The organism is Leifsonia sp. NPDC056824 (genome assembly GCF_042789575.1).
Classification (GTDB): Bacteria; Actinomycetota; Actinomycetes; order Actinomycetales; family Microbacteriaceae; genus Leifsonia.
In genome coordinates this window covers 297,029-316,693 of sequence record NZ_JBHUAV010000002.1, presented here as the reverse complement: position 1 = coordinate 316,693, position 19,665 = coordinate 297,029, and the positions used below count along the sequence as shown (strand labels likewise).

The window sequence follows — 19,665 nt, the reverse complement described above, 5'->3', positions numbered from 1 at the left end:
CCCCTAGAACCCCAGCCGCCCCAGCTGCTTCGGGTCGCGCTGCCAATCCTTCGCCACCTTGACCCGCAGCGAAAGGAACACCTTGCGGCCGAGCAGCTCCTCGATCGGCTTCCGAGCCTCGGCGCCGACGTCGCGGATGCGGGAGCCGCCCTTGCCGATGACGATGGCCTTCTGGCTGTCGCGTTCCACGAACAGGTTCGCGTAGACCTCCACGAGGTCCTTGTCGTCGCGTTCGATGATGTCGTCGATCGTCACGGCGAGCGAGTGCGGCAGCTCGTCCTCGACGCCCTCCAGCACGGCCTCCCGGATGTATTCGGCGATGCGGTCCTCGATCCCCTCGTCGGTGATCGCGTCCTCCGGGTAGAGCGGGCCGGGCGACTCAGGCAGCAGCTTCATCAGCTCGGAGGTGAGCGTGTCGAGCTGGATGCTGCTCGTCGCCGAGAGCGGGATGATCGCCTCCCACTCGCGCAGCGCCGACACGGCGAGGAGCTGCTCGGCGACCTGGGTCTTACCCGCTGCGTCGATCTTGGTGACGATCGCGACCTTCTTGGCGTTCGGGTAGTCGTCGAGCTGGTCGTTGATGAATCGGTCGCCCGGGCCGATCTTCTCGTCGGCCGGGACGCAGAACCCGATCACGTCCACGTCGCCCAGTGTGGACTGGACGAGGTTGTTGAGCCGCTCGCCGAGCAGCGTCCGCGGCCGGTGGATGCCCGGGGTGTCGACCAGGATGAGCTGGCCGTCGCGCTGGTGCACGATGCCGCGGATGGCGCGGCGCGTGGTCTGCGGTTTGGAGCTGGTGATCGCCACCTTCTCGCCGACGAGGGCGTTGGTCAGGGTCGATTTGCCCACGTTGGGGCGGCCGACGAACGAGACGAATCCTGCGTGGTACTCGCTCATGCGCGGGCCTCCTTGTGCTGGCGATCGGATTTGGGATGTTTCTGGGACTTGTGCGGTTTGTCGCGCTTCTCCGGCACGGCGTCCTCGTGCGGCTCCGGCAGCAGGGCGGTGTCGCGCTCCACCAGCACCGTGCTCACATGCTTGTGCCGGCCGTCCATCCGGTCGACGGTGAAGCGGAGGCCGTGCACGGCGACCGTGGAGCCGACCTCCGGCAGACGGCCGAGCGCCTTCGCGACCAGGCCGCCGACGCTGTCGACATCCTCGTCCTCGATCTCAATGTCGAACAGCTCGCCCAGGTCGTCGATGGGCAGCCGGGTGGCGACCCGGAGCCGGCCGCCGCCGAGCTGCTGCACCAGCTCGACCTCGTGGTCGTACTCGTCGGAGATGTCGCCGATGAGCTCCTCGATGAGGTCCTCCAGCGTGACCAGGCCGGCGATGCCGCCGTACTCGTCCACCACCATCGCCAGGTGGTTGGACTCCAGCTGCATCTGCCGCAGCAGCGCGTCCGCCTTCTGCGACTCCGGCACGAACAGCGCAGGCCGGGCCAGCTCGCCCATCGTCAGCGTGTCGGCGCCGAGCGCGCTCTCGTAGCTGAGCTTGGCGACGTCCTTCAGGTAGAGGATGCCGGCCACCTCGTCGGGGTCGCCGTCGATGACCGGCATGCGCGAGACGCCGGTGGAGAAGAACATCCCCATCGCTGTGCCGAGTCCGGCCGTGATGTCGATGGTGATCATGTCGGTGCGCGGCACCATCACCTCGCGCACGACGGTGTCGCTGAACTCGAAGATCGAGTGGATCAGCTCGCGGTCGTCCTCCTCCAGCACGTCGAACTCGGTGGCCTCGTCGACGATGCTGAGCAGCTGCTCCTCGCTGGTCACCGGCGCCGAGCGGGCGCGGGACGGGGTCACCCGGTTGCCGAGCGCGACCAGGCCGTTCGGGATCGGGCCGAGCACGACCCGGATGCCATGCACCAGCGGCGCGGTGAGCTGGAGCAGGAGGCGCGAGTTGGCCCGACCGACGCTGCGCGGGCTGGCGCCGACCAGCACGAACGAAACGCCGGTCATGATCGCCGCCGACAGGATCAGCGAGATCCACCACTCTTCGAAGATCTGCGTGAAGGCGAGCGTCACCAGCACGGCCGCGGTGGTCTCCGCGATGATGCGGCTGAAGTTGATCGCGTTGAAATACGCGCCGGGGTCCTCCGCGATCGCCCGCAGCGACGTCTTCGCCCGGGAGGTCTCGGCCAGGTCCGCGATGTCGCCGCGCGACTGCACCGCCAGCGCCGAATCGACGGCGGCCATAAGGCCGCCGAACGCGACCAGGAGGAACGCGACGATGAAGAACAGCGTTGCGAGCATCCGGAACCTAGCGCTGTCGGTCGTAGCGGGCGAAGCCCACCAGGATGTCGCGCTGGATGCCGAACATCTCGCGCTCCTCGGCCGGCTCCGCGTGGTCGAAGCCGAGCAGGTGGAGGATGCCGTGCGTGGTCAGCAGCAGCAGCTCCTCCAGGAGGGTGTGCCCGGCGGTCTCCGCCTGCACCTGGGCGACCTGGGGGCAGAGCACCACGTCGCCGAGCAGGCCGGCGGGAGCGGGCTCCTCCTCGGTGCCGGGGCGCAGCTCGTCCATCGGGAAGCTGAGGACGTCGGTGGGGCCGGGCTCGTCCATCCACTGGACGTGGAGCTGCTCCATCGCCGCCTCGTCCACCAGCACGATCGCGAGCTCGGCGTCCGGGTGGACGTGCATGATGTCGAGCGCGTAGCCCGCCAGCCGCTGCAGCGCGGACTCGTCGACCTCGATGGAGGACTCGTTGTTGATCTCGATGCTCATCGTGTCGGGCCCTGTCGTTTCGGGAGGTGGTCGCGCGGTCCGCCGGCGCGGCGCTCGGCGCGGTTCGCGAACTCGCGAGCCTCCTCGCGCTCGTACTGCCGCGCCTGCTGCTTGGCGTCGAACTCGGTGTAGGCGTCGACGATCCGGCCGACGAGGCTGTGCCGCACGACGTCGTCGCTGGTCAGCCGGGAGAAGTGGATGTCGTCGATGTCGTTCAGCACGCGCGTCACCAGCCGCAGGCCGCTCGCGGCGTTGGGCAGGTCGATCTGCGTGATGTCGCCGGTGACGACCATCTTGGAGTTGAAGCCGAGCCGGGTGAGGAACATCTTCATCTGCTCCGGCGTGGTGTTCTGCGCCTCGTCCAGGATGATGAACGAGTCGTTCAGCGTACGGCCGCGCATGTACGCCAGCGGCGCCACCTCGATCGTGCCGGCCGCGAGCAGCTTGGGCACGAGCTCCGGGTCGAGCATCTCGTTGAGCGCGTCGTACAGCGGGCGCAGGTACGGGTCGATCTTGTCGGTGAGCGTGCCGGGAAGATAGCCCAGCCGCTCGCCGGCCTCCACTGCGGGGCGGGTCAGGATGATGCGGCTGACCTCCTTGCGCTGGAGTGCCTGGACGGCCTTCGCCATCGCCAGGTAGGTCTTGCCCGTGCCGGCGGGGCCGATGCCGAACACGATGGTGTTGTGGTCGATCGCGTCCACGTACTGGCTCTGGCCGAGCGTCTTCGGCCGGATGCTCTTGCCGCGCGCGGTGAGGATCGCCTGGCTCAGCACGTCGGACGGGCTGAGGTTCAGGTCGCTGCGCATCATCCGGGCGGAGCTGGCGACCTCGGCCGGGCCGAGGTCCTGGCCGTTGCGGACCATCTGCAGCAGCTCCTCGAGCAGCGCGCGGGCGGCGGCGACCTGCGCGGGGTCGCCGGTGAGGCTGATCTCGTTGCCGCGCACATGGACGTCGACCAGGGGGTACTGCCGCTCCAGCGTGGTGAGCAGGCGGTCCTGGGGGCCGAGCAGCCGCACCATCTGGATTCCGTCGACGCTCAGGCGCGCCTCGGCCGAACCTCCCGGCGTGGTCGCACCGTCCGGGGTCGTCGGGTCACTCGCTGCCAAGGCTTCCTTCCTCGAGTCCGCCGGAGGGCGAGCCCAGAATGTGTGCGTGGACGTGGAACACGGTCTGCCCCGCGCCGGCGCCGGTGTTGAAGATCAGGCGGAAGTCGCCGTCCGCGTGCTCGTCGGCGAGCAGCTTGGAGGTCGCCACCAGCTCCGCGAGCAGCGCAGGGTCGCCGGCGGCCAGCTCTACGACGTCGCGGTACCGCTCGGTCTTGGGCACGACGAGCAGGTGCACGGGCGCCTTGGGCGCGATGTCGCGGAACGCGATGATGCGTTCGCTGTCGTACACGACGTCGGCCGGGATCTCCCCCGCGATGATGCGCGAGAAGATCGAGCGCTCCCCTGTCTCCATGTGGTCCATCCTATTCGTCCCCCTGCGCTGTGCGTGTGTGCCGTGACATCGGGAGCATCTCTGACGTTCCTCATGTGATATGTCTATGTGAGCAGGCTAGGAGGATGGATGAGTGCGAAGGTCTCGGTCGATACGGACCGGTTGCGGGCGGGAGCGTCGACTCTGTCGGCGAAGGTCGCCGAGGTCCGGGACGCGCGGTTCGACGCGGGCGATCTCGGCTCGCCACGGGCGGACGCCGGGTTCGTGGAGTTCGAGCGCTATTGGGCGCCGGGACGGTCTGCCCTCGCACAGAGCGAGGACACCCTGGTGGAGGTACTCACGTCGGCAGCCGACGGTTACACGAAACGGGACGCGGACAGCGCACGCGCGTTCAGCAGGGGTCTTCGTGCGTTCTAACTATCGAGACTGGTCGCCGTTGACCTTCGACTCCGATCCCACACCGGGCCGGGTTGAGGCGGTGGTGGCATGGACGGAGAATCTCCGCGCGCACGCCGAACGGTACAAGACTCGGGGCAACGCGGCGAACGAGGCGCTGGCGCAACTCGGCGAGCGCCAGTGGTCGGGGCTCGCGGCGGACGCGTTCCGCAGGCGGTTGCGAACCGTCCGGGACGGCGCACAGACGGCGTCGACCCGGCACGGTGAGGCGGGCGACGCGGCGCAGTCGTGGGCGGAGGCGATGCACGCCACCCAATACGACGCCCACCGAGCCCTCCTGGCGGCGGAGGAGGCGCAGAACGATATTGCGGTCGCGGAGGCGGCGATGCGTGCTTTGACAGGAGACCACGCCGCGCTTCTCGACGCCGTGGCCGCGCTGGAGTCCGGCTCGGCGGGGTCGAGCGTCCCGGCGGGCGCGGAGCTGTACGCCGCGCGCCAGCGAGCGGAAGAGGCTCGGGAGGACCTGCTCCTTGCCGGGCGCAGGCTGGAGGACGCCCAGCAGCGCCTTGAGGACGCCCGCGCGCTCGGCCGACGCGCGAAGGAGCAGTACGACCGAGCGGAGGCCGACCTCGCCCGCCGCCTCGAGGCGGCCCACAGGGGCGCACTCCCCGGCTCCACGACCGCCGAGCTGACCTCGTTCAGGTCCGGGGTGGGCAAGCTCGGCGCGATCGACGTATCCGGCAAGTCCGTCGCGACCGCGAACATGAACCTGCTGCGCCGACTCACCCCGGACGAGGTGAAGGTGGTGCTCGCCGGCAACCCGGCGCTGCAGCGGCGGTTCTGGGACAACCCGCCCGACCCGGAGGCGGTCGCGGGCTGGTGGAACGGGCTCACCGCGGAGACCCGCGCGACGCTGCTGCGCACCGCGCCGGGGGTGTTCGGCAACCTGCCTGGGCTGCCCTACGCGGACCGGGATACCGCCAACCGGATCAGCCTGGCGAAAGCGCTGAAGAACGCGAACCTCACCGATGATCAGAAGGCCGTTCTGGCGCAGATGGAGCGTGCGTTCGAGGCACCTGCGGACAACGTTCCGGTGCAGTTGGTGGCGTTCAACCTGTTCATGTCCCCGCCGCGGGTCGCGGTCGGATACGGCGACCTCGACGCCTGCGACAACACCACCTGGTGCGCGAGCGGGATGATGTCCGGGGCGAAAGATTCACTCAACGGGTGGTCCGATGCCGCCAAGAATCTTTGGAACGCACAGAATTCCCTCAACGTTGAGCGTCCGGGGGTGATCGCGTTTCTGGAGTACGACAACCCGGACCCGGTGGGTGTGAACTTCAGCGACTCCGCCAAAAGCGGCGCGCCCCGTTTCGCTGCCGAGCTCGACGGGAACGCAGCCACCCGGGCAGTGTTCGGTCCGGGTCGTACACCCATCACCGTTACCGCGCACTCCTACGGCACCACCATGGCCTCGATCGCGCTCACCCTGACGAAAACCCGGATAGACACATTCGTCATGGTCGCGTCCGCGGGTATCGACACGTCATTAGTGCCATCGCTGTCGGTACTGCACGCGGATCACATCTACACGACGGCCGCTACACCGGACAGGCTCGCGCCGCTCGGCGCGTTCGTCTCCGGCCGCGCGGAACCGAATCCGACCGTCGCCGATCCGCGAGGCATCAGCCTCGGCGGCGCCGAGTCGTTCTCTTCCGACGGCGACGGGCAGGATCTGGAACCGGTCGACGGGCACGACGCCATCGGCAAGACGGGCGCAACCAGCAACAGCGGACCGTGGACCTTCAACACCGTCCCCTCCGAGGGGCACGGGTACTTCGACCTCCGGACGCAGTCGCTCCGCAACATCGCCGCCACCACCACCGGGCAACCCGACCAGGTCAGCGGCCGGCTCACTCACACCACCGCACTGGCAGACCAACACAATAAGGACGCCGCCCGCTACGCCACTCAATTCGCGGTCACCCCGTGAAAATCACCGCTCATCACGGCAACGCACTGACCGCCCTTGCCGCTGCATTCATCCTTGGAGGTTGCACTATGTCCGCCCCTGTCGATCCTGGACCCCAGAAGACCGGCCAACAGCTCCGTGTCGAGATCATCGAGGCCGTCACGGCCGGGATCGCCGCCTCCGGCATCCCGGACGGATGGACGCTTCCAATGGGCCAAGCCTGGGACCCGGACACGAAGGAGTTCCTCGGCGCGTCATGCTCCGTCGCCCAAACCGGAACACGACGCGAACGCTTCCAGGTCGACCTTCACCACGCGCCGGTCGGGGACCCGCTGGCGTTCGCGGACATGATGGGCGACTACTGGAAAGACCAGGGCTACATCGTCAGCCCGGTCGGCACCCCGGCGACGGGGCCGGGTGGTCGCAATTACACGGAGAACCGGGCCGACCGGGCCGACGGCAGCCTCGCCGCCGGCGCGACCGCGCAAGACACCCTGTTCGTCCTCAGCTTCTATTCCGAGTGCTCCACCGACCCTTCGCTCGACAGGTTCGCCGGCCCCGCCGGCTACCGCGAGTTCGACATGCTCGACCCCAACCCGTACTACCCCACCAGCAGCCCCACAATCACGCCGTACCCCGACCGCTGACACGCCGGTCACGAACCGGACAACCCGTGCGGTTGGCCTTAGCAGCGCCCCCTACCAGCGCCCCAGCGCCGCGTTCAGCACCGCCAGCGCCGCGGGCCCCGCCGTCGAGGTCCGCAGCACCGTGTCCCCGAGCCGCACCACCTCCGCACCCGCTGCGCGCAACGCCTCCAGCTCCTGCGGAGCGATGCCACCCTCCGGCCCGACCACCAGCGCCAGCGGACGACCGTCGGGACGGACCCCCGTCAGCGGTTCGGTCGCCCCCGGCTCCAGCACGAGCACCCGGTGCGTCGCGGCCAGCGCCGCCACCTGCTTCGTCGTCGCCAGCTCGCCGACCTCCGGCGTCCAGGCCCGGATCGACTGCTTGCTCGCCTCGCGGACGATCGCCGCCCAGCGGTCGCGGCCCTTCGCCACCTTGGCGCCTTCCCAGCGCGACACCGACCGGGAGGCCGACCACGGCACCACCGCGTCCACCCCGAGCTCGGTCGCGGCCTGGACGGCGAGCTCGTCGCGGTCGCCTTTCGCCAGCGCCTGCACGAGCGTGATCGCCGGCTCGGCGCGCGGGACGCGCTCAACGGCCTCCACGTCGATCGTCAGCTCCGCGCTGGTCGCGACCAGCACCTCGCCCGACGCGACGAGGCCGCGGCCGTTGCCGATGAGGACGCTCTCGCCCGGGCGCGTGCGGTTGACCGTGGCAGCGTGCTTGGCCTCCGCACCCGTCAGCGTGAGCCGGGCGCCAACCTCGACGTCGGCGAGGTCTTCGCGCAGGTAGAGCGAGCTCATCCGTCCGCCCGTCAGAGGTTGAGGAACCGGTCGCGGAGCTTCGCGAAGAGGCCCTGCTGGAAGCGCGCGAGCGACGGATCCGGGTTGTGGTGCGTCTCGGCGAACTTCTTAATCAGCTCCTTCTCCTTGTGGTCGAGCTTCGTCGGCGTGACCACCTGGATGCCCACCCGCAGGTCCCCGCGGCCGCTGCCGCGCAGGTGCGTGATGCCGCGGTCCTTCACCGAGACGATGTCCGCGCTCTGGATGCCGGGCTTCAGTTCCAGTCGGATGTCGCCGTCGAGGGCCTTCACGGTCGCGGTGGTGCCGAGGATGGCGTCGGTCATCGAGACCTCCAGCGTGCAGAGCAGGTCGTCGCCGTCGCGGCTGAACACGTCGTGGTGCTTGACCTTGATCTCCAGGTACAAGTCGCCGTTCGGGCCACCCGCGGGGCCGGCCTCGCCGGAGCCCGGCATCTGCAGGCGGAGACCCGTGTCGACACCGGCGGGGATGTCCACCGGCACCGAGCGGCGCGCGCGGACGCGGCCCTGGCCCTGGCAGGTGACGCACGGCGTGGCGATGACGGTGCCGTAGCCGCGGCAGCTTCCGCAGGGGCTGGAGGTCATCACGTTGCCGAGCAGCGAGCGCACCGAGCGCTGGATGCTGCCGGTGCCGTGGCAGATGTCGCAGGTGACGGGCGCGGTGCCGGGCTGGCAGCAGGAGCCGCCGCAGGTCTCGCAGACGACCGCGGTGTCGACGTCCAGCTCGCGGTGCGTGCCGAAGATGACCTCGTCGAGCTCGACCTCCACGCGCAGCAGGGCGTCCTGGCCCCGCTCGCGCCGGGAGCGCGGGCCGCGAGTCGCGCCGCCGCCCCCGCCGAAGAACGTCTCGAAGATGTCGCCGAAGCCGGCGAAGTCGCCCGCTCCCCCGCCGCCGCCGCCGAACCCTCCGGAGCCGCCGAGGTCGTACTGCTGCCGCTGCTGCGGGTCGCTCAGCACGTCGTAGGCGTGGGTGACGAGCTTGAAACGCTCCTGCGCCTCGGAGCTCGGGTTGACGTCCGGGTGCAGCTCGCGCGCGAGCCGGCGGTACGCCTTCTTGATCTCATCGGGGGTGGCGTTGCGGTCAACGCCGAGTACTTCGTAGTGGTCGGCCACGTAAGGCTGTTCCTTCTGTTCGGTGCGTCGGAGTTCTGAGGTCTGAGTTCTGAGGTCGGAGTTCAGTCGCCGAGGAGGCGGGAGAGGTACCGTGCAACGGCGCGGACCGCCGCCATGTTCCCGGAGTAGTCCATCCGGAGAGGGCCGAGCAGGCCCACGCGCGCCAGGTCGGAGCCCGAACTGTAGCCGCTCGACATGACGGAGGTCTCGGTCAGGCCGATGACGGCGTTCTCGCGGCCGATGCTGACCGCGACGCCGTGCTGGTCGAGCGCCATCTCGTCGAAGAGCCGCAGCAGGACGACCTGCTCCTCGATGGCCTCCAGCACCGGCGTGATGGACCCGGGGAAGTCCGTCTCGGTTCGCGCCAGGTTGGCGGCGCCCGCCATGACCAGCTTGTCCTGCCGGTTGGCGGCGATCTGGTCGAGCAGGGCGCCGGCGACCGGTGCGACCAGCACGCGGGTGCGGTCGGTCAGATGGCCCGGGAGGTCCCGCAGTCGCAGGGCCGCGTCGCCGAGCGAGAGGCCTGCGGCGGCCCCGTTGATCGCGCCGCGGATCTCGGCGATCTCGGCGTCGTCCAGCTCCTCCTGCAGCTCGATCACGCGCTGCTCGACCGCGCCGGAGTCGGTGATGAGCACGCTCAGCAGGCGCCGCGAGCCGAGCGCCACCAGCTCGATGTGCCGGATGCGCGAGCGCGCCACCGACGGGTACTGCACGAGGGCGACCTGGTTGGTGAGCTGCGACAGCAGCCGCACAGTGCGGGAGAGCACGTCGTCGACGTCCACCGACTGGCCGAGGAACGCCTCGATCGCAGTGCGCTGCGCCGCCGACAGCGGCCGGGCCTCCGCGAGGTGGTCCACGAACAGCCGGTAGCCCTTGTCGGTCGGCACCCGGCCGGAGGAGGTGTGCGGGGCGACGATCAGCTCCTCCTCCTCGAGGAGGGCCATGTCGTTGCGGATGGTCGCCGCCGAGACGCCGAACGCGTGCCGCTCCACGATGCTCTTGGAGCCGACCGGCTCCCGCGAGGCGACGTAGTCCTGCACGATGACGCGGAGCACTTCCAGACTGCGTTCCGAGACCACGCGAACCGCCTCCTGTCGTCGCTTCGGCACCCGAGGATCGAGCACGGGAAGACATCGAGTGTACTGGCACTCGATGATCCTGAGTGCTAATCATATCTCGTCGGCGTGGGAGGGCGGTCATGACGCGACACGGATCATTTACCGCGCGGCTCCGGCGCAGTACCCTGTGCGCACCGGCTCAGGAAAGCCCCCCGCAGCCGCCCACGAAAGGGTTCTCCTCATGTCAGACCCGAACCAGCCCCCGGCCGACGGCCAGGGTGGCCAGCCTCCGCAACAGCCGTACGGGCAGCAGCCCTCCGCGCAGCAGCCGTCCGACCAGCAGCCTTACGGGTCCGCACCGGGCCAGCCCGCCGGCGCCGTGCCTCCGCAGCAGCCGTACGCGGCCCCGGCCGGTCAGCCCGCCGGCGCCGTCCCGCCGCCCCAGCAGTACGCGAGCGCCGCCGCCGCTCCCCTCGACCCCGCACAGGACAAGCAGTGGGCGTCGTTCGCCCACCTCGGCGGGATCCTCTGGTTCCTGCCCTCCCTCATCATCTGGCTCGTGTTCAAGGACAGGGGCCAGCTGACCAACCAGGAGGCCAAGGAGGCGCTGAACTGGCAGATCACCTGGATCGCGGTCTGGGTCGTCTCCCAGATCCTCGGCGTGATCATCGGCACGTTCACCTTCGGCATCGGGTACCTGCTGTTCAGCCTCCTCATCCCGTGGGTCCTGTACATCGTCAACCTGGTGTTCTCGATCCTCGGCTTCGTGCGCGTCAACAGCGGAGGGACGTACCGGTACCCGCTGAACTTCCGCTTCATCAAGTAGCGCGCCGCAGCGACGGGGACGGGCGGCTGATCCAGCGAAGAGCTCTCGGCTCTTACTCAGGAACACCGTCCGCCCCTAGGCTGAGACCCGTCATTCCCACTCACCGGAGGAGAACACGACCATGTCCGCAACACCCCCGCCCCCGCCGCCCCCGCAGCAGCCGTACGGAGGTCAGCAGCCGCAGCTCAGCCCGGCGGACGAGAAGCTGTGGGCGACGCTCATCCATGTGGGCGGCATCCTCTTCAGCTTCATCCCCGCGCTCGTCGGCTACCTCGTGCTGAAGGACCGCGGCCCGTTCATCCGCTCGCACACCGCGACGGCGCTGAACTTCCAGATCACGCTCGCGATCGCGTACGTGGTCGGGCTCATCCTGAGCATCGTCGGCGTCGGCGTCCTCATCCTGTTGGCCGTGTGGGTGCTGAACATCGTCTTCAGCATCATCGCGGCCATCAAGGCCAATCAGGGCGCGTTCTACACCTACCCGATCGCGATCCGGTTCGTCAGCTAGGCCGTTCGCTCGTCCTCGGCGAGCAGCCGTCGTACGACGGCGTCCGCCAGCAGCCGCCCTCGCAGGGTCAGCACCACCGACCCGGCGAGGGCGGCTTTCGCGTCCACCAGGCCGTCGGCGATCAGTCCGGCGACGGCGCGGCGTCCCTCGCCGGTCAGCTCGTCCGTCCGCAGCCCCTCGCGGATGCGGGTGAGCAGCAGCACGCGCTCCACCCGCCGGGTCTCGCCGTCGAGCGTCTCCCGGCCGGCGGCGGGTGACTCCCCCGCCAGCACGCGCTGCGCGTACGCGGCGGGATGCTTCACGTTCCACCAGCGCACGCCACCGACGTGGCTGTGGGCCCCCGGTCCGACACCCCACCAGTCGTGCCCGAGCCAGTAGGCCAGGTTGTGCCGGGAGCGGTGCGCGTCGTCGGTCGCCCAGTTGCTGACCTCGTACCAGCCGTAGCCCGCCGCGCCGAGCCGGGCGTCGGCGAGCTCGTACATGTCGGCCTCCAGGTCGTCGTCCGGCTCCTGGACGGCGCCCGAGCGGATCTGGCGCGCCAGCTTCGTTCCGGGCTCCACGATCAGCGCGTATGCCGACACATGGTCGGGCTCGCACGCCAGCGCTGCGTCGAGCGAGCGCGACCAGTTGTCGAGCGTCTCGCCCGGCGTGCCGTAGATGAGGTCGAGGCTGACCTGGAGGCCGGCCTCCCGCGCCCACCGGACGACGAGCGGGACCCGCTCCGGGTCGTGGGTGCGCTCCAGCGTGGCGAGCACGCTCGGCACCGCGGACTGCATCCCGAACGACACGCGCGTGAAGCCGGCGTCGGCCAATCGCCGGAGGTCGTCGGCGTCGACCGAGTCGGGGTTCGCTTCCGTGGTCACCTCCGCGCCGTCCGCGATCCCCCACGCGTCGCGCACCGCGCCGAGCATGGCGCCGAGGTCGTCGGGCGGCAGCAGCGTGGGCGTGCCGCCGCCGAAGAACACGGTCGACACTTTCCGGGCCGGGACGCCGCTGCGCTCCAGCGCCTCCCGCGCGAAGCCGACCTCCCGGACCGCGTGGCCGGCGTAGTCGGACTGGGCGACGCCGCGCAGCTCGGTGGCCGTGTATGTGTTGAAGTCGCAGTAGCCGCAGCGCACCCGGCAGAACGGCACATGCAGGTACACGCCGAAGTCGCGTTCGGCGGCGCCGACGGCCGTGCTCGCCGGGAGGAGGCCGTCCGCCGGCGCGGGGTCGCCGAGCGGGAGGGCGCCGGGCATCAGGCCGCCCGCGCGGGCAGCAGCGAGCGCAGGTACCGCTTGGTGAACCGCGCCTGCATCGCGCGCAGGACGGGCGAGCCGAGCCGGTAGAACGCGTTGGAGGGCCGGGAGAACGCGCGCAGCACGAACCACACGGTCCCGTCGTCGCGCATCTCGACCAGGAAGGCCTCCTCGCCGCTCTCGGGATGCCCCTTCAGCGTGCCGTAGGCAAACCCGCGCCGGTTCGGCTCGTCGACCACGTAGACGACGCGGCAGGGCGCGGAGACCTTGAACGGCCCGAACGGCACCTTGAGCACGGCGGTCATCCCGTTCTGGATGAAGGGGGTGCCGTCGTCGGCGAACACGTCCTCCGCCGCCTTGTGCTCCCGCATCCGCTTCGGGGTGCCGTCCTCGTCGAACTCGATGCCCTCGTACTGGACGCCGGTGCCCTCGTTGACGCCGGTCACCCGGATGCCGCTGTTGCGCTGCACGCCCCAGGTCATCAGCACGGCCGCCGCGGTCTCGAACCGCTCCGCGCCGCTGCCGAGCCGCACCTTCCGCTCCAGCGGCCGGTACCCCTTCGGCGGGTAGTAGAGCAGGTCAGCGGCCTGCGTGCCGCCGATGAACCCGTACGTGACGGGCTGGTCGGTGAAGCTCGTTCGACGCATGCCTTCTATCCTCCGTCAAACCCGCGCGCAGCGCGAACCCGCCCCCACCGACGAGGCGTGAGTCGTTGCCGGAATCCGCGGGACGATTCCCGCGATTACTCACCCCTCGGGGGCTATGTCTCTCGATGGCCGGGGTGAAGGTATGCCCGACTGCTTGGCCGGTGACGGCTGGTCGACGAACTCGCGACGCGCGATCTCGACGAGCTTCGCTGCGACGGTGAACGGCACGCTGACGGTTCCGAAAGAGTTGAAGGTGAGCTCGCCGTCACGATCGTCGTCCCGGAACACCTCGAGTACTCGCTCGCCGCTTGCGTCGACCAGTTCGACGGCGAGACCATCCCGTGCAGATACGTCACTCGCGAGCTGGAAGCGATAGGACGTCTCGGGCCTCACCTCGTCAGAGCTCACTTCTTGCCGTCTTTGCCCTTCTCGGTGTCCCCTGACAGCGCCGCGATGAACGCCTCCTGGGGGACCTCGACGCGGCCCACCATCTTCATGCGCTTCTTGCCCTCCTTCTGCTTCTCGAGGAGCTTGCGCTTGCGGGTGATGTCGCCGCCGTAGCACTTGGCGAGGACGTCCTTGCGCATCGCCCTGATGCTCTCGCGGGCGATGATGCGGGCGCCGATCGCCGCCTGGATGGGGACCTCGAACTGCTGGCGCGGGATCAGCTCGCGCAGCCGGCCGGTCATCAGGACGCCGTACGCGTACGCCTTGTCGCGGTGCACGATCGCGCTGAACGCATCCACCTGCTCGCCCTGGAGCAGGATGTCGACCTTCACCAGGTCGGCCTCCTGCTGGCCCGTGGGCTCGTAGTCGAGCGAGGCGTAGCCGGCGGTACGGCTCTTCAACTGGTCGAAGAAGTCGAAGACGATCTCGCCGAGCGGCATCGTGTAGCGGATCTCGACGCGGTCTTCGCCGAGGTACTCCATGCCGAGGAGCGCGCCGCGTCGGCTCTGGCAGAGCTCCATGATCACGCCGACGTAATCCTTGGGCGCCAGGATCGCGGCCTTCACCATCGGCTCTTCGACCTTGGCGATTTTGCCGCCGGGGAACTCGCTCGGGTTGGTGACCGTGATGACCTTCTTGTCCTCGGTGGTCACCTCGTAGACCACGCTCGGCGCGGTGGTGATCAAGTCAAGGCCGAACTCGCGCTCGAGGCGCTCGGTGACGATCTCCAGGTGCAGGAGGCCGAGGAACCCGCAGCGGAACCCGAAGCCGAGCGCGACCGAGGTCTCCGGCTCGTAGACGAGGGCCGCGTCGGACAGCTTGAGCTTGTCGAGCGCCTCGCGGAGCTCCGGGTAGTCGCTGCCGTCGATCGGGTACAGCCCGGAGAACACCATCGGCTTCGGCTCGGTGTAGCCGGGGAGGGCGTCCTGCGCGGGCTTCGCCGCCGTGGTGATGGTGTCGCCGACTTTGGACTGGCGGACGTCCTTCACACCGGTGATCAGGTAGCCGACCTCGCCGACGCCGAGGCCCTTGGAGGGGGTCGGCTCGGGGGCGGAGACGCCGATCTCCAGGATTTCGTGCGTGGCCTTGGTCGACATCATCTGGATGCGCTCGCGCGGGCTGAGCTTGCCGTCGATCATGCGGACGTAGGTGACGACGCCGCGGTAGCTGTCGTAGACCGAGTCGAAGATCATGGCGCGGGCGGGGGCGTCCGCGGCGCCCACCGGGGCGGGGATCTCCTGCACGACCCGGTCGAGCAGCGCCTCCACGCCCATGCCGGTCTTGCCGGAGACGCGCAGCACGTCCTCCGGGCGGCCGCCGATCAGGCTGGCGAGCTCCTGCGCGTACTTCTCCGGGTCCGCGGCGGGGAGGTCGATCTTGTTGAGCACGGGGATGATCGTGAGATCGTTCTCCAGCGCCAGGTACAGGTTCGCGAGCGTCTGGGCCTCGATGCCCTGCGCCGCGTCGACGAGCAGGATGGCGCCCTCGCACGCGGCGAGCGACCGGGACACCTCGTACGTGAAGTCCACATGCCCCGGGGTGTCGATCATGTTGAGGGCGAACGTGCCGCCGTCGACGGCCCACGGCATCCGCACGGCCTGGCTCTTGATCGTGATGCCGCGCTCGCGCTCGATGTCCATGCGGTCGAGGTACTGCGCCCGCATGTCGCGGTCGGAGACCACCCCGGTGATCTGCAGCATCCGGTCGGCCAGCGTCGACTTGCCGTGGTCGATGTGCGCGATGATGCAGAAGTTGCGGAGGGAGGCCGGGTCGGTCGCGGCGGGCTCGAGAGGCTTCAGGGCTCGTGGTGACATTGTGGGGTTATTCTCCCATGAACCGGGGGCCCGCGAGGCGCACGGAGGCCCGGGCCGGCGCGCTCAGGATGACCTGCCGCGCGGACGGCCCCGGCCCGCGCGGTCAGGCGAAGCGCTCTGCGCGCTCGACCACCCGGCCGGCGCCGTCCTCCCAGCGGTAGACCTCCGCGCCGTCGATGAAGACCTGCTCGGCGCGGGAGTTCACGTCCAGCGGGTCGCCAGACCAGACGACGATATCGCCGTCGAGCCCGGGCTTCAGCGCGCCGACCCGGTCGTCCAGGCCGAGGAAGGACGCCGGGTTCACGGTCAGGGCCTCCAGCGCGGTCGTGGGCGGCAGGCCCTCCTTGACGGCGAACGACGCCTGGTGCACGAGGAAGTTGATCGGCACCACCGGGTGGTCGGTGGTGATCGCGACGCGGACGCCGGCGGCGGCGATCTGCGCGAGGTTGCCGATGGCGCGGTCGCGCAGCTCGACCTTGGAGCGGGAGGTGAACATCGGGCCGAAGATGACCGGGATGTCCCGCTCAGCGAGCACGTCGGCGATCTTGTGCGCCTCGGTGCCGTGGTTCACGACGAGCTTGTAGCCGAACTCGTCGGCGAGCCGGATCGCGGTCGCGATGTCGTCGTGACGGTGGGTGTGCTGGTCCCAGACCAGCTCGCCGTCCAGGACGCGTGCGAGGGTCTCCTTGGTCAGGTCGCGCGCGAACGGCTTGCCGTCGCGCTCTGCCTCGGCCCGGGACGCGGCGTAGTTCTGCGCGTCCACGAATGCCTCGCGGATGATCATGGCGACGCCGAGCCGCGTGCTCGGGGTCTGGTTCTTGCCGCCGTAGACGCGCTTCGGGTTCTCGCCGAGCGCGGACTTGACGCTGACGGCCGCCTTGATGACCTGCTCGTCGATCGTCCGGCCGCCCCAGCTCTTGATCGCGACGGTCTGGCCGCCGATCGGGTTGCCGGAGCCCGGCTTCACGACGATCGCGGTCACACCGCCCGCGAGCGCGTCACGGAAGCCCTCGTCGTCGATGTTGACCGCGTCGATCGCGCGGACGGCGGCCGTGTTCGGCGTGGTCATCTCGTTGGTGTCGTCGCCGGCCGGGCCGTTGGCCTCCTCGTGGATGCCGACGTGCCCGTGCGACTCCACGAACCCGGGGAGCACCCACTTGCCGCTCGCGTCGACCACCCGGACGCCGTCCGGCACGGTGACCTCGGCCGTCGGGCCGACCGTCGTGATGGTGCCGTCCTCGACGAGCACCGTGCCCTTCTCGATCGGGTCTCCGGCGACCGGGACGACGTAGGCATTGACGATGGCGATGCTGGCACGAGTCATGGGATCGAGCCTACGCTCCGCGCGTGGCGGGAATGGGCGCGGGCCCGCTGCGTTGTCCCCTGACATGACCATTCTCCTGACCGGCTCCACCGGCTACATCGGTTCCTCCGTCCTCCCCCGCCTCCTCGAGGAAGGCCACAGCGTCACCGCCGTCGTCCGCGACGAGGCGAAGGCCGACGCCGTGCGTGCCGCCGGCGGCTCCGCTGTGGTGGGCGACGCGACCGACGTGGAGCTCGTGACCCGGCTGGCGCGCGAGAGCGACGGGGTCATCCACCTGGCCTCCGCCCCGGACGTCGACCCGGTGTTCATCCCGGCCGTGCTGGAGGGGCTCGCCGGCTCCGGCAAGCCGTTCGTGCATACCGGCGGAGTCTGGGCCTACGGCCCGAACGCCGACATCACCGAGGACTCCCCCGCTGCGCCGCCCGCCATCAGCGCCTGGCGCGGCGCGACGGAGGCCCTCGTGCTCGCCGCCGAGGGCGTCCGGGGGACGGTCGTCGTCCCGGCCGTCGTCTACGGTCACGGGAAGGGTCTGGCCCGGGTCATCGTGGACGCGCCCCGCGGCGCGGGCGACGACGCTCCGCTGCGCCTGATCGGCGACGGCGCGCAGCACTGGCCGACCGTGCACGCGGACGACCTCGCTGCGCTGTACGTGCTCGCCCTCGAGCGCGGAACCGCCGGCTCCGTCTACATCGCGGCGAGCGGCGCCAACCCGACGGTGCGGGAGCTCGCGGAGCTGGCTGCGGCCGCAGCCGGCGTGTCCGGGGTGGAGGCGGAGACGGTCGCGCAGACCGAGGAACGGCTGGGCGCGGGCTTCGCCGAGGCCGTGCTGCTGGACCAGCAGGCGCGCGGCACGAAGGCGCGCATCGACCTCGGCTGGGAGCCGAACGGCCCGTCGCTCGCCGACGAGATCGCGACCGGAAGCTACGCTCCGGAGTTCGCGCGCGCCTGAGCGGGCGGGGCTCCACTCTCCGGCGTTTTGGTGGAACTGTCCGCCGCTGGTAAAGTGGTTTGTTGGCTTGCGTGTGGGTATACCGCACGAACGCCGCAAGGCGCCCTCTCTCGCTGAGCGGCAACATCCGAATTACTCACTTCGAACGAAAGTAACCATTCGTGGCAAACATCAAGTCGCAGATCAAGCGCAACAAGACCAACAAGAAGGCGCTGGAGCGCAACAAGGCGGTCAAGAGCCAGCTGAAGACCGCCATCCGCGCCACGCGCGAGGCCGTCGTCGCCGGCGACAAGGAGAAGGCGACCGCGGCGCTGCGTCTCGCCGCCAAGCGCATCGACAAGGCTGCCAGCAAGGGCGTCATCCACAAGAACCAGGCGGCGAACCGCAAGTCGGCCATCGCCAAGCAGGTCGCCGCGCTCTGACGCAGTGACCGCTCGCGGGACCTGTCCCGCGCCGCGACGAGCCCCCGCCCCGTACCCACGGGAGCGGGGGCTCGCTGCATGTGCCAGTGCGTGCGTGTGCGAGGTCGCCGCTCGCCGTTCGCCGAAGGGCACGTAAACGCCCCTAAACAGCACTTTTAGGGGCGTTTACGTGCCCTTCGGCAGATGATGGTGCGCGGCCGGGCGGCCGGGCGCGACCGCGGGCGCGGTCAGGCGCGATCGCGGGCGCGGTCAGGCGCGGCCGCGGGCGCTGATGATGCGGATCATCCGCTCCAGCGCGAACACCGGGTCGCGGCCGCCGCCTTTCACGTTGGCGTCGGTCTCGGCGAGGACCTCGATGCAGCGGCCGAGGCCGTCCTCCGTCCAGCCGGACAGGTCGCGCCTGGCACGATCGACCTGCCACGGCGCAAGTCCGAACTGCTGCGCGAGCTGGCCGGACCCGCCGCGCGCGCCGGAGATCTTGGCCATCGTCCGGATCTTGCTCGCGAAGGCGGCGACCATCGGCACCGGGTCGGCCCCGGACGCCAGCGCGTGCCGCATCGTCACCAGCGCCTCGCCGTAACGCCCGGCGATCGCCTGGTCCGCGACCTGGAACGCGTTGGTCTCGACCCGTCCGCCGTAGTACTTGTCGACCGTGGCCTCGGTGATCTGCTCGGCCGCGTCGGAGATGAGCTGCTGGCAGGCCGCGGCGAGCTCGGCAAGATCGTCCGTGAACGCGGAGGTCAGCGCTCGGAGTGCGCCCGGAGCGATCTTGCGGCCGGCGGCGGCGAACTCCGCCTGGGCGAAGTCGTACTTCTCGGTGTCCTTCTTGAGCTCGGTGCAGACGACCTCCACACCCCCGCCGCCGCCCGCGCGGATCGCGTCGAGCAGCTTCTTGCCGCGTACGCCGCCCGCGTGCCGCAGGACGACGACCGTGCCGTCGGCGGGAGCCGCGAGGTAGTCGAGCATTTCGGTGAGGAACCCGTCCCCGGTCTTCTCCACCGCGTCCACCCGGATCAGCCGCGGCTCGCCGAACAGGGAGGGGCTCGCGAGCGTGAGCAGCTCCCCCGGCGCGTAGTCCGCCGCCGAGAGGTCGCTGACCTCCAGGCTTGGGTCTTCCTGTTTGAGGCGGTCGCGCAGCAGCCGCGTGGCTCGGTCGGCGAGGAAGCCCTCCGTGCCGGAGACGAGGACCACCGGAGCCGGGCGGATCTGGTTCCAGGCGAGCTGCGGGATCGCGCTCTTGACGGCTGCGCCGCCCGCCCGGCCTCGCGAGCCGCCGGAGCCGCCCCTGCTGTTGCTTCGTGTCGCCACGTTCCTCCTCGTCCGTATAAAGGATAGAGGTGACCACC

General features: G+C 70.0%; 21 protein-coding genes. 7 read left to right on the top strand and 14 right to left on the bottom strand.

Features of this window, described 5'->3' with window-relative positions; all coding sequences use genetic code 11:
- Positions 1-3 precede the first annotated feature (3 nt).
- The 5 genes from era to ACFRFH_RS10835 are packed head-to-tail and all read right to left on the bottom strand — an operon-like array spanning position 4 to position 4,182.
- Positions 4-897: a GTPase Era gene (era, locus tag ACFRFH_RS10855; RefSeq protein ID WP_382463019.1), complete on the bottom strand. Its 894-nt coding sequence runs from the start codon at positions 895-897 to the stop codon at positions 4-6.
- A complete protein-coding gene (locus ACFRFH_RS10850; RefSeq protein WP_382463018.1) occupies positions 894-2,255 on the bottom strand; it encodes a hemolysin family protein in 1,362 nt (453 codons plus the stop codon). The genes era and ACFRFH_RS10850 overlap by 4 nt, the downstream gene beginning before the upstream one ends.
- Before the next feature lie 7 nt (positions 2,256-2,262).
- Positions 2,263-2,724 (bottom strand): rRNA maturation RNase YbeY, encoded by a 462-nt coding sequence (gene ybeY / locus ACFRFH_RS10845; RefSeq protein WP_382463017.1) that lies wholly within the window; start codon positions 2,722-2,724, stop codon positions 2,263-2,265.
- Positions 2,721-3,830: a PhoH family protein gene (locus ACFRFH_RS10840; protein WP_382463016.1), complete on the bottom strand. Its 1,110-nt coding sequence runs from the start codon at positions 3,828-3,830 to the stop codon at positions 2,721-2,723. Before ACFRFH_RS10840 ends, ybeY begins: the two co-directional genes overlap by 4 nt.
- Positions 3,817-4,182, bottom strand: coding sequence for a histidine triad nucleotide-binding protein (locus tag ACFRFH_RS10835; protein ID WP_370053320.1), 366 nt, complete (start codon positions 4,180-4,182; stop codon positions 3,817-3,819). The genes ACFRFH_RS10840 and ACFRFH_RS10835 overlap by 14 nt, the downstream gene beginning before the upstream one ends.
- Positions 4,183-4,290: 108 nt before the next feature.
- On the opposite strand from ACFRFH_RS10835, the gene ACFRFH_RS10830 reads away from it, so the two are divergent.
- The 3 genes from ACFRFH_RS10830 (at position 4,291) to ACFRFH_RS10820 (ending at position 7,176) form a co-directional block, all read left to right on the top strand.
- The gene (locus ACFRFH_RS10830) at positions 4,291-4,578 is read left to right on the top strand and encodes a hypothetical protein (RefSeq protein ID WP_382463015.1); all 288 of its coding nucleotides are present in this window, start codon (positions 4,291-4,293) and stop codon (positions 4,576-4,578) included.
- A 19-nt stretch (positions 4,579-4,597) separates the two neighbouring features.
- Positions 4,598-6,550, top strand: coding sequence for an alpha/beta hydrolase (locus tag ACFRFH_RS10825; protein WP_382463014.1), 1,953 nt, complete (start codon positions 4,598-4,600; stop codon positions 6,548-6,550).
- A gap of 68 nt (positions 6,551-6,618) precedes the next feature.
- Positions 6,619-7,176 carry a hypothetical protein gene (locus tag ACFRFH_RS10820; RefSeq protein ID WP_382463013.1) on the top strand — a complete coding sequence of 186 codons (558 nt, stop codon included), beginning with the start codon at positions 6,619-6,621 and terminating at the stop codon, positions 7,174-7,176.
- A 51-nt stretch (positions 7,177-7,227) separates the two neighbouring features.
- On the opposite strand, the gene ACFRFH_RS10815 is transcribed toward ACFRFH_RS10820, so the two are convergent.
- From ACFRFH_RS10815 to hrcA, 3 genes are all read right to left on the bottom strand, one after another.
- Entirely contained in the window at positions 7,228-7,956 is a 729-nt protein-coding gene (locus tag ACFRFH_RS10815; RefSeq protein WP_382463012.1) for a 16S rRNA (uracil(1498)-N(3))-methyltransferase, read from the bottom strand.
- Positions 7,957-7,967: 11 nt separating this feature from the next.
- A complete protein-coding gene (gene dnaJ / locus ACFRFH_RS10810; RefSeq protein WP_382463011.1) occupies positions 7,968-9,086 on the bottom strand; it encodes a molecular chaperone DnaJ in 1,119 nt (372 codons plus the stop codon).
- Between the two features lie 62 nt (positions 9,087-9,148).
- Positions 9,149-10,165, bottom strand: coding sequence for a heat-inducible transcriptional repressor HrcA (hrcA, locus tag ACFRFH_RS10805; RefSeq protein ID WP_382463010.1), 1,017 nt, complete (start codon positions 10,163-10,165; stop codon positions 9,149-9,151).
- Between the two features lie 220 nt (positions 10,166-10,385).
- On the opposite strand from hrcA, the gene ACFRFH_RS10800 reads away from it, so the two are divergent.
- Entirely contained in the window at positions 10,386-10,970 is a 585-nt protein-coding gene (locus ACFRFH_RS10800; protein ID WP_382463009.1) for a DUF4870 domain-containing protein, read from the top strand.
- 121 nt (positions 10,971-11,091) lie between these two features.
- Positions 11,092-11,478: a DUF4870 domain-containing protein gene (locus ACFRFH_RS10795; protein WP_382463008.1), complete on the top strand. Its 387-nt coding sequence runs from the start codon at positions 11,092-11,094 to the stop codon at positions 11,476-11,478.
- Here the strand turns inward: ACFRFH_RS10795 and hemW are convergent.
- The 5 genes from hemW to ACFRFH_RS10770 form a co-directional block, all read right to left on the bottom strand.
- Positions 11,475-12,716 (bottom strand): radical SAM family heme chaperone HemW, encoded by a 1,242-nt coding sequence (gene hemW, locus ACFRFH_RS10790; RefSeq protein WP_382463007.1) that lies wholly within the window; start codon positions 12,714-12,716, stop codon positions 11,475-11,477. The two genes, ACFRFH_RS10795 and hemW, sit on opposite strands and share 4 nt — an antisense overlap.
- Positions 12,716-13,363 carry a DUF1990 family protein gene (locus ACFRFH_RS10785; RefSeq protein ID WP_382463006.1) on the bottom strand — a complete coding sequence of 216 codons (648 nt, stop codon included), beginning with the start codon at positions 13,361-13,363 and terminating at the stop codon, positions 12,716-12,718. Before ACFRFH_RS10785 ends, hemW begins: the two co-directional genes overlap by 1 nt.
- 99 nt (positions 13,364-13,462) lie before the next feature.
- Positions 13,463-13,771 (bottom strand): hypothetical protein, encoded by a 309-nt coding sequence (locus ACFRFH_RS10780; RefSeq protein ID WP_382463005.1) that lies wholly within the window; start codon positions 13,769-13,771, stop codon positions 13,463-13,465.
- Positions 13,768-15,624: a translation elongation factor 4 gene (lepA, locus tag ACFRFH_RS10775; protein ID WP_382463004.1), complete on the bottom strand. Its 1,857-nt coding sequence runs from the start codon at positions 15,622-15,624 to the stop codon at positions 13,768-13,770. Before lepA ends, ACFRFH_RS10780 begins: the two co-directional genes overlap by 4 nt.
- A 103-nt stretch (positions 15,625-15,727) precedes the next feature.
- Positions 15,728-16,948, bottom strand: coding sequence for an amidohydrolase (locus ACFRFH_RS10770; RefSeq protein WP_382463003.1), 1,221 nt, complete (start codon positions 16,946-16,948; stop codon positions 15,728-15,730).
- A gap of 64 nt (positions 16,949-17,012) precedes the next feature.
- On the opposite strand from ACFRFH_RS10770, the gene ACFRFH_RS10765 reads away from it, so the two are divergent.
- A complete protein-coding gene (locus tag ACFRFH_RS10765; protein WP_382463002.1) occupies positions 17,013-17,897 on the top strand; it encodes an NAD-dependent epimerase/dehydratase family protein in 885 nt (294 codons plus the stop codon).
- Positions 17,898-18,058: 161 nt separating this feature from the next.
- A complete protein-coding gene (rpsT, locus tag ACFRFH_RS10760; RefSeq protein WP_370053339.1) occupies positions 18,059-18,319 on the top strand; it encodes a 30S ribosomal protein S20 in 261 nt (86 codons plus the stop codon).
- A gap of 249 nt (positions 18,320-18,568) precedes the next feature.
- Here rpsT and holA read toward each other — a convergent pair whose 3' ends face one another.
- A complete protein-coding gene (gene holA, locus ACFRFH_RS10755) occupies positions 18,569-19,627 on the bottom strand; it encodes a DNA polymerase III subunit delta (RefSeq protein ID WP_382463001.1) in 1,059 nt (352 codons plus the stop codon).
- Between the last annotated feature and the right edge of the window lie 38 nt (positions 19,628-19,665).

What these genes read in the sequence shown, in the direction of transcription:
- ACFRFH_RS10815 (WP_382463012.1), bottom strand. Translation starts at nt 7,956, where the DNA reads ATGAGCTCGCTCTACCTGCGCGAAGACCTCGCCGACGTCGAGGTTGGC.
- ACFRFH_RS10765 (WP_382463002.1), top strand. Translation starts at nt 17,013, where the DNA reads ATGACCATTCTCCTGACCGGCTCCACCGGCTACATCGGTTCCTCCGTC.
- ACFRFH_RS10800 (WP_382463009.1), top strand. Translation starts at nt 10,386, where the DNA reads ATGTCAGACCCGAACCAGCCCCCGGCCGACGGCCAGGGTGGCCAGCCT.
- era (WP_382463019.1), bottom strand. Translation starts at nt 897, where the DNA reads ATGAGCGAGTACCACGCAGGATTCGTCTCGTTCGTCGGCCGCCCCAAC.
- lepA (WP_382463004.1), bottom strand. Translation starts at nt 15,624, where the DNA reads ATGTCACCACGAGCCCTGAAGCCTCTCGAGCCCGCCGCGACCGACCCG.
- ACFRFH_RS10850 (WP_382463018.1), bottom strand. Translation starts at nt 2,255, where the DNA reads ATGCTCGCAACGCTGTTCTTCATCGTCGCGTTCCTCCTGGTCGCGTTC.
- hemW (WP_382463007.1), bottom strand. Translation starts at nt 12,716, where the DNA reads ATGCCCGGCGCCCTCCCGCTCGGCGACCCCGCGCCGGCGGACGGCCTC.
- ACFRFH_RS10835 (WP_370053320.1), bottom strand. Translation starts at nt 4,182, where the DNA reads ATGGAGACAGGGGAGCGCTCGATCTTCTCGCGCATCATCGCGGGGGAG.
- ACFRFH_RS10830 (WP_382463015.1), top strand. Translation starts at nt 4,291, where the DNA reads ATGAGTGCGAAGGTCTCGGTCGATACGGACCGGTTGCGGGCGGGAGCG.
- ybeY (WP_382463017.1), bottom strand. Translation starts at nt 2,724, where the DNA reads ATGAGCATCGAGATCAACAACGAGTCCTCCATCGAGGTCGACGAGTCC.
- ACFRFH_RS10795 (WP_382463008.1), top strand. Translation starts at nt 11,092, where the DNA reads ATGTCCGCAACACCCCCGCCCCCGCCGCCCCCGCAGCAGCCGTACGGA.
- ACFRFH_RS10770 (WP_382463003.1), bottom strand. Translation starts at nt 16,948, where the DNA reads ATGACTCGTGCCAGCATCGCCATCGTCAATGCCTACGTCGTCCCGGTC.
- ACFRFH_RS10820 (WP_382463013.1), top strand. Translation starts at nt 6,619, where the DNA reads ATGTCCGCCCCTGTCGATCCTGGACCCCAGAAGACCGGCCAACAGCTC.
- ACFRFH_RS10785 (WP_382463006.1), bottom strand. Translation starts at nt 13,363, where the DNA reads ATGCGTCGAACGAGCTTCACCGACCAGCCCGTCACGTACGGGTTCATC.